The 8,652-nt window shown below is 60.6% G+C and carries 8 protein-coding genes; 6 read left to right on the top strand and 2 right to left on the bottom strand.

Annotated features, from left to right (window positions below; all coding sequences use genetic code 11):
* Positions 1-167: 167 nt before the first annotated feature.
* Positions 168-905, bottom strand: a complete 738-nt coding sequence (locus QU481_RS23105) for a peptidylprolyl isomerase (RefSeq protein ID WP_289832322.1) — start codon at positions 903-905, stop codon at positions 168-170.
* Positions 906-1,512: 607 nt separating this feature from the next.
* Here QU481_RS23105 and QU481_RS23100 point away from each other — a divergent pair.
* From QU481_RS23100 to QU481_RS23075, 6 genes are all read left to right on the top strand, one after another.
* The gene (locus QU481_RS23100; protein WP_289832321.1) at positions 1,513-2,013 is read left to right on the top strand and encodes a BCAM0308 family protein; all 501 of its coding nucleotides are present in this window, start codon (positions 1,513-1,515) and stop codon (positions 2,011-2,013) included.
* Between the two features lie 343 nt (positions 2,014-2,356).
* Entirely contained in the window at positions 2,357-2,485 is a 129-nt protein-coding gene (locus tag QU481_RS23095) for a DUF3096 domain-containing protein (protein WP_289832320.1), read from the top strand.
* Between the two features lie 552 nt (positions 2,486-3,037).
* Complete coding sequence (locus QU481_RS23090; RefSeq protein WP_289832319.1) at positions 3,038-4,669, top strand: methyl-accepting chemotaxis protein; 1,632 nt, start codon at positions 3,038-3,040, stop codon at positions 4,667-4,669.
* 399 nt (positions 4,670-5,068) lie between these two features.
* A complete protein-coding gene (locus QU481_RS23085; RefSeq protein ID WP_289832318.1) occupies positions 5,069-6,388 on the top strand; it encodes an NfeD family protein in 1,320 nt (439 codons plus the stop codon).
* Between the two features lie 15 nt (positions 6,389-6,403).
* Positions 6,404-7,186: a slipin family protein gene (locus QU481_RS23080; RefSeq protein WP_289832317.1), complete on the top strand. Its 783-nt coding sequence runs from the start codon at positions 6,404-6,406 to the stop codon at positions 7,184-7,186.
* Positions 7,187-7,381: 195 nt separating this feature from the next.
* Positions 7,382-8,017 carry an FABP family protein gene (locus tag QU481_RS23075; RefSeq protein ID WP_289832316.1) on the top strand — a complete coding sequence of 212 codons (636 nt, stop codon included), beginning with the start codon at positions 7,382-7,384 and terminating at the stop codon, positions 8,015-8,017.
* A 433-nt stretch (positions 8,018-8,450) separates the two neighbouring features.
* Here the strand turns inward: QU481_RS23075 and QU481_RS23070 are convergent.
* A partial coding sequence (locus QU481_RS23070) for a hypothetical protein (RefSeq protein WP_289832315.1) occupies positions 8,451-8,652 on the bottom strand: 202 nt, incomplete at its 5' end.

Genomic DNA, 8,652 nt, shown 5'->3' with positions numbered 1-8,652 from the left:
GAGAAATCAGGGTGTTTATGAGCCTTGCTTACCATCTTGACCAACGTGAGGGAGTCAACTTGGCCGGAATATGAGCCAGATTCGCACCATGAAAAATGCCGTTCACTTGCTTAAGTGAACGGCATTAGGCAGTTGGCCCGGTTTTTTATTGTGTCTGGCTTGCCGAATTACAGCCCTGACATCGTGTAGCCTTCGATCTTGGCGGCCTTCACCAGAGCCGACAGGTATTCGTGCATCGCCTGGCGGGCGGCCAGTTGGTTCAGGTGCTGCTGCAGGCGCTCCTTGATCTCGTCGAAGCTGACCTTGCCGCCTTCCTGACGGGCATTCACCTGGATAATGTGGTAGCCGAACTGGGTCTCTACCAGATTCGGGGTGATGTCGCCGGCGTCGGTGCTGAATACCGCTTGCTCGAATTCCGGCACCATCTGGCCGCGGCCGAACTGGCCGAGGTCGCCGCCTTGCTTGCCGGACGGGCAGGTGGAGTGTTCGCACGCCAGATCGGCGAAACGCGACGGGTCGGCCTGCACTTCGGCCAGCACGCCTTCGGCCTTGGCCTTGGCCAATGCGTTGGACAGCTCGTCGCCGTTGCCTGCCGGCAGCAGGATGTGGCTTGCCATGGCGCTGTCACCCTGGGTGAACTGTTCCGGGTAAGCGTTGTAGTAGTCCTGGGCAGCAGCTTCGTCGGCCGGGGGGAACTTCAGTTCACGGTCGAGCAGGGTGCCGATCGCCTGGCCTTCGTTGGCGCTGGTGTCGATGCCGCTTTCCTTGGCTTTTTCCAGCAACAGGGCGTGCAGTACCAGTTGCTGGATGGCTGCGTCACGCGGGTCCGGCGCTTGGCCGTGATTGGCCTGTTCGGCTTGGATTTGGGCTTCGGTAATTTCAACGCCGTTGACGGTAATGGCCATGAGGAATCCTGTTTGGTTGAGGGGCGCTGCCATGTACGGCACACGCTGATGATTCGGCAGGTGGGGGCGTTTTTTGCAAACTCAATGCCTACAGGAGATTGCAGGGCACCGCTATACGGGTATGTGGGGCAGCCCACATCCAATGGGGCTCGAGCAGGTCGCGTTGTGACCATTAGCGATCTTTACTGCCGACCACTTCACGCATTTCGTTGCAAACTTGCGCTCGGCGTTTGACTACCATGAGCATAGAGTGGCTCCCAACAGCGAGGTCTCGGTGTCGGCGGTTTAGGAAGCTCGATTGCAGGCGAGAGATGTCCTCATCTCTACCACGTGCAGGGGGCTCTGCGTGGTGGAGATCCTTATCCGCAGGCTAAGCCGATCGATAGTGACGATTTGGAGAGACCGCCTGTGCGGTCCATCCTCGCCCCTTCGTGAAACAAGCCGCCTGGGCCGCAGACCGGTGTTTCGGCTCTTCGGCGCCGCTCGTCAGCTCGTCAATGAGGTTGATCTGCGCAAGGGGTGACTGTGGTCATCCTGGCGCAACCGCTCCGGACGTCCTCTGGGCTTTCGGTCATGCGATGTGTTTTACTATTGAGGAGGAGCAAAAATGACCTCTCGGACACCACCCGCTGGTTTTCAGACCATCCGCCGCGACCAGCTTCGCCAGGAACGTGAGCACGATAGTTACAAGCTTCAGCACAAGCTGCCCGAGCCCGCCGTCTGCCCCGATTGCGGAGCCGTCTTTCACGCCGGCCGTTGGCAATGGGGCGACCGACCGAATGGCGCTTCGGAAGTGGTCTGTGCTGCCTGCCACCGTATCCGCGATCATTTTCCCGCCGGCTTTGTCCATATTGGCGGCAAGTTTTTCGGCGACCACCGCGATGAGCTGACCGCGCTGATCCGCCACCACGAAGACAGGGCCAAGGCGGAACATCCGCAGGCCCGCATCATCGACATCGAGCAGGACGGGGAGGGGGTGCTCATCACCACCACCGACATCCATCTCGCGCGCGACTTGGGCGAGGCGCTGCACCACGCCTACCAGGGCGACCTGGAGTTTCATTACAACGAGGCCCAGAAGCTGTTGAGGGTGCACTGGTTGCGTTGACGGCGTGGCAGACCCCATGTGATCGACAGCCTCCGATGCCCATGCATAAATGACCTGAGCAATACAGCGACGTGGTTGCCGTGCTCAAAGAAGGCTTGCAGCCAGTACGGTCGATCAACGGCGGTGCGTCCCGACCTCGGGTTGTGCCGCCGTTCTTGGTTGGCGACTGGGGCAGGCCCGGGCCTTTTTCAGAAAACAGGCCTTACTGCTCAGGAGTGCATTGTTGTCGTGCACCTCCTGACCCTGTCCTCGTTCGAGCGAATAGGAAGTCGGCGATGAGGTCTGCACTGTCAAATAGAACGAGTGTAGCTCCCGGCGAAAGGATGGCACGATGGATGTCCATATGAGACTAACTCCACTGATCTCTCTGATCGCTGGCATCTTGATCCTCACGATGCCGCGCCTGCTCAACTTCATTGTCGCGCTATACCTAATCATCGTCGGCATCGTCGGATTGATGGGGCATGGTTGAGTAACCGGGGTGTAATGAAAACGGCCGGCTCCCGAGGCATTGGGGCCGGCCGTTGTGCATGTTGGTGGTCAGGAGGCGGTGCAGCAGCAGGCGGCGGTAGTCTGCAGCTGAAATACCTGGACCGCCTTACCTGGGACTATGAAGAACCCTCGATAGTGCAAGGATTGCAGGTTTGTAAGCGCCGGCTAAAATTTGTCGGCATCGATATTGCCAATGGCGTATTTGTTTGATGACTATCAAATATGAGACATATTGGTAAGAATACTTTCCTTAATGGCATAAACGCAGTTGCATTGACTTGTCTTCGTCTTAAAGCAAGGGTATACAGTCGACACTCTGTTGCTGCAGCGCAAGGCGAGCAAGAGCGTGGCGTCGATGCAGGCCTCGTGAGCTAGAGCCGCCAATAAAACCGCCAATGCCTCGCTAGCGTCTCTCCTGCGGAGGGGCTGTCTGCGGGAGACATGTCTTGTCTCGTGTCCGCACGATTTCTTTTGGGTAATGCCTCTCATTACCCGCCTGCTTCATCGACCATATTCAAGATAAAGGGACATTATGCAGAACCGGGGCTGGGGTCTTAGGGCCAAGCTGTCGGCAACTTTCGGCTTGGTCAGTTTGCTGATTGTGGTGGTCTATTCGATCTACGCCTACGACGCCATCGTCGGAGCGGAAATGCGCGGGGTGGACCAGCGCTTGATGACGGCGGCCTACGCAACCCAGCGGCTGGTTGGCATCGGTTATCACGATCAATTGCCCGCGTCCGACCCGAACGACCTTGTGCAGACCGCCAAGCTGACCGACTTCACCCACGTGTCGGATCTCGCCTACGTCTACACCACCATCGAGCGCAACGGCCGAGTACTGTACACCACCTCGTCAGGCAGCCCAGATGAGGTGAGGGCGGGCAAGTTTGAGCACTGGTATCTGGCGGAATACAAGCAGGTGCCCCAGGGGTTGTCCGCTGCGTTGAACGACGGCAAGGTACACTTCGAGGAATACCGCGGTGAATACGGGTTGTTCCGCTCGGTGTTCGCGCCGTTCACCTCGGCCAACGGGGTACGTTACGTGGTCGGCGTCGATGTGTCGTTGTCCAAAGTCGAGGCGCTGCGTTCGACCGTGCTGTGGCAGGTGCTCGGCTTCGGACTGGTGCTGCTGGTGCTGTCCGTGCTGGTCGCATCGCTGGTGGCTGCGCGCACGGTAAAGCCGGTGAACGAATTGAACGAGGCGCTGAAACGCTTGGCGGGGGGCGACTGGAACCTAGTGCGGACGATGCCGGTGCACAGCCGCGACGAGGTTGGCCGAATTGCCGAGTCGTTCAACACCTTTATGGCCGCACTGCGCAAGCGCTTGCTGGAAATCCAGCACGAGTCGCGCGAGGTGGAGAACGTCTCGCATCAGCTTAGTGAACTGGTCGGCGGGGTAGTGCAGCGTTCGCGTACCCAGGCTGAAGATGTGCATGGCAGTGCTGCTGCGCTCGAAGAACTGGCGACCAGCGTGTCGCATGTGTCCAACGTGGCCGACGACGCCAGCCGGTTGATGGACTCGTTCGAGGGGCAGACCCAGGCCACGGTGACCCACATCGAAACCGCGGTTGGCGGTTTGCACTCGGTGCAGCAGGAGGTCACACAATTGGCGACCCAGCTGGACCAGCTCGACGCGCGAGCCAACGAGATCAACAAGATCGTCGGCGTGATCAAGGATATCGCCGACCAGACCAACCTGCTGGCGCTGAACGCGGCGATTGAGGCGGCTCGTGCCGGCGAACAGGGCCGTGGCTTCGCGGTGGTGGCCGACGAGGTGCGCAAGCTGTCCGAGCGCACTGCCAGCGCCACGGTGGAGATCGGCGGCATGATCGATTCGATCCAGCAGGATTCGGCCCAGGCGACCTCCGGCATGCGTGGCGCGTTGGAGCGTGTCGATGCCAGCGTCCACCATGCAGGTGACGCGCAAGCCACACTGCACGGCTTCACTCGCCAGATCGAAGACGTGGTGCGCGGTATGGGTGAAATCTCATCGGCAGTGCGCGAGCAGGCCAACGCCTCGCAGCAACTGGCCGGCAACGTCGAGTCGGTGAGCAACGCCGCCGACAGCAACCGCCAGGCGGCCGAGAACTCACTGCAGGGCGCGGCGAGCCTCCTCGACCGCGCCAAGGCGCTAGGTGGGGTGGTGAGGCAGTTCACCCTGTAAATCGGGTCTAGCGGTGGAAAGACAGAGGGCGAAGGCGCTGAGCGGCTTCGCCCTCTGTGCTCGTCCAACGTTACCGCTGCCGCCAGCGTCCTGGCTGATCACGCAAGTGTGCTGCCAGCCGCGGAGGCGCTATGTGTCGGTGGACCGGTTTCATGATTGTGGCAAGCCGGGTTTTCTAAAAATCTTTATCCATTCAAGCGATTAACGCAAAGCCGACATAAGCTGGAAGTATCTTGTTTTGGTACTGGCGGATTCGGGGGCTGGCGGCCCCTGATGTAGACCGTTAGATAGCTTTCAGCGATGAAGTCAGACTCCCTTTTGTGTCGGTGTGGGCGGGTGCTGGGCGTGGGTATGTTGAGATGCCTGCGCCTCATGGCCGTCGTTTGTCTGGGATTGGTCATGCTCGGCACCAACGCCGCGCTGCCGCGCGTCGAGGTTATCCCGCTGACCGGGGCGATCGGGCCGGCTCGGGCTGACTTTTTCTCCCGCAGCCTGGCGCAGGCGCAAAAGGACCAGGCACAGTTGGTGGTGCTGGAAATGGACACGCCAGGCGGGCTCGACGTGTCGATGCGCCAGATCATCCAGGCGATTCTTGCATCGCCGGTACCGGTCGCTTCGTTTATCGCCCCGAGCGGCGCGCGCGCCGCCAGCGCCGGCACTTACATCCTCTACGCCAGCCATATCGCCGCGATGGCGCCCGGTACCAATCTGGGCGCGGCCACGCCGGTGCAGATTGGAATGGGCGGCGCCGAGCCGTCGCCCGGCAAGGCGCCGAACGAGGACAAGTCTACCAAGGCGGCATCGGGGGGCGCCGAGTCGCAAAGCACGATGGAGCGCAAGCAGGTGAACGACGCGGCGGCATATATCCGCGGTCTCGCTCAACTGCGCGGACGCAATGAGCAATGGGCCGAGCACGCGGTACGCGAGGCGGTCAGTTTGTCGGCCAACGAGGCATTGGCACAGAGGGTGATCGACCTGACCGCTCGCGACCTGCCAGATCTGCTGCAAAAACTCGACGGCCGCAAGGTGAGCACCGCCGCCGGGGAACGTGTGCTGCACACCGCCGGTGCCATGGTCGTGACGATAGAACCGAGCTGGCGCGACCGCTTCCTCGCCGCCGTCACCGATCCGAGCGTGGCGCTGATCCTGATGATGATCGGCATGTACGGTCTATTCTTCGAGTTCTCCAGCCCGGGTTATGTGTTACCGGGCCTGGCTGGTGCAATTTGCCTGCTGGTCGGCCTGTACGCCCTGCAGATGCTGCCGATCAACTACACCGGCCTCGCGCTGGTGTTGTTGGGGCTGGGCTGCCTGTTGGCCGAAGCCTTCCTTCCGACTTTTGGCACGCTCGGTGTTGGCGGCATTGTGGCGTTCTCGATAGGGGCGCTGATGCTGATCAATACGGATGTGCCGGGCCTTGGCATTCCTCCCGGCCTGATCGCAGCGCTGGCGGCGGTGACCGGCCTGTTCGTGTTCGGCGTGTCGGGCATGGTGCTCAAGTCGCGGCGGCGGCCGGTGGTCAGCGGTGGCGAGCAGTTGGCGCATCAGGGCGGCGAATTGCTCGATGATCTGCCCGGCGGCGCGGCCGAAGGCTGGGCGCTGGTGCAGGGCGAACGCTGGCGGGTGCGTAGTGCCATGCCGCTGCCGCGCGGTAGCCGGGTGCGGGTGGTAGGGCGGGATGGCTTGGTGTTGATAGTGGTGCCGGATGACAAAAACTAACGAAGGAGCGCGGCGATGATGGAGTTCACCCTGGGATTCGGCGGCCTATTGGTGCTGCTGCTGTTTATGTTGCTGGCTTCGGCCATCCGCATCTTTCGCGAGTACGAGCGCGGCGTGGTGTTTATGCTCGGCCGCTTCTGGAGGGTGAAGGGGCCAGGGCTGGTGATCATAATCCCGGTGGTGCAGCAAGTGGTACGGGTCGACCTGCGTACCGTGGTGTTCGCTGTGCCGCCGCAGGACCTGATCACCCGCGACAACGTGTCGGTAACAGTCAGCGCGGTGGTGTACTTCCGCGTGATCGACCCCGAGAAGGCAATCATCCAGGTGGCGCAGTTCCTCGAAGCAACCAGCCAGCTGTCGCAGACCATGCTGCGTTCGGTACTGGGCAAGCACGAACTGGACGAGCTATTGGCCGAACGCGAGCGGCTGAATCTCGACATCCAGAAGGTTCTCGATGCGCAGACCGAGGCTTGGGGGCTGAAGGTGTCCAATGTTGAGATCAAGCAGGTGGATCTGAGGGAGTCGATGGTTACCGCCATTGCCAAACAGGCCGAGGCCGAGCGCGAACGGCGCGCCAAGATCATTCATGCCGAAGGTGAGATGCAGGCGGCCGAACGATTGCTGCAGGCGGCACAGACGCTGGCCAAGGAGCCGCAGGCGATGCAGCTGCGCTATCTGCAGACGCTGACCAACATCGCTGGAGACAAGAGCAACACCATCGTGTTTCCGCTGCCGGTCGACTGGCTGACCTCCAAGGCCAAACCACAGGGTGACAATCAGACCGCACCGTCCAGCTGAGCGCAGACGGGGCCGCATCCGGCGCGTCGAGGCGTATAGTGGCAAAGGGCATGGCGATGTCTGACATGTCATGCCATAGGAGTGCACTGATCAGCCGCCCATATTGCCGTCCACAAATAGGACTGAACCTGCCCCGGCATCACCGGCATTTGCGGGTATGCCGGGACGAGATGAATGAAAGAAAGGGGTAAGTAGGTGAGTGATTTTCCGGAGGACATCTATACCGAACCCGATTTCGACGCCAACACGCTGAACAATCTTGGCCCTCTGGCCCGGCTGGCTGGCATCTGGGAAGGCCGGCGCGGGCTGGACGTGAAACCCAAGGCGGCTGGGCCGAAGAAGCAGGCCTATGTGGAGCGCATCGAGCTACAGCCTATCGATCCGCAGACCAACGGACCACAGCTCTACTACGGCCTGCGCTACCATCTGCACGTCACCAAGCCAGAACAGGTGAAGACCTACCACGATCAGGTTGGCTACTGGTTGTGGGAGCCAGCCACCGGCACGGTGATTCAGACTCTGACCATACCGCGCGGTCTGACCGCGATGGCGGCGGGCCAGGCAGAGTCGGGGGCCGACAGCTTCGAGCTGGTCGCCACCCATGGTTCCGACACCTTCGGCATTTGTGCAGCCCCGTTTCTCGAGCATGCCTTCAAGACACTGGAGTACCGCATTCGCATCTCCTTCAATGAGGACGGCAGCTGGAGCTATGACCAGGACACGGTGCTGCAGATTCAGGGGCAGGACGAGCCGTTCCACCATACCGACCGCAATACTCTCTACAAGGTGGCTGACGCCCCGCCTAACCCGCTAGCCCGCCCGGTGGAGTAACGATGGCTGGCGGCGTGTCTTGCCAGAAACCCGAACAGCGGCCGAATGTGGCCGCTGTTTTTCTTTACAGCCGTTCAATGCTATCTACGGATGTGCCAGCTGGGCTGGCACACCTAACGAGTGCTGGTCTGAGCGAAGAACTTCATCAGTCAATTGCAGACTTCCCCCCAACTGCCGAGACTGAACACCTAAGAACCTGTTCACGATTTGCTGCGCTCTATCTTCTAGGACTTGGGTGATCCTGCGTTGAAATGGCGCTCAACATGCTGATCTACTCGATAAGAACATTACGCTTTTTCGCGTCATTTCGCCTTGGCTGACCCTTCGTTCGCGATATCGTGAGCAGGTTCTAAGGGAAACAATGACTGCTTCAGCGACAAAAGCAGCCATTAAGAGCCGCTTTCCGCGGGCGGAAACGTCGGCCTAATCCGCCTCAACCGCGATAGCGCAGTGCGTCCACCAACAGCGAGAACGCCGGCGAGGACTGGCGCCGGCTCGGATAATAGATGGGCGGTTTCCAACCCCAAGTGCAACACCCTGATAAGGTGTTGCCATGCCCTCCCACTACCATCAGCTTTGCCCAGAAGAACGTGCCTGCATCATGCAAATGACCGCGCAGGGACACAGTCTGCGCC

Source organism: Crenobacter oryzisoli (genome assembly GCF_030385785.1).
GTDB classification, from domain to species: Bacteria; Pseudomonadota; Gammaproteobacteria; order Burkholderiales; family Chromobacteriaceae; genus Crenobacter_A; species Crenobacter_A oryzisoli.
Note: the sequence above shows the minus strand (reverse complement) of the source record. Positions and strands in the feature narration are given on the sequence as shown.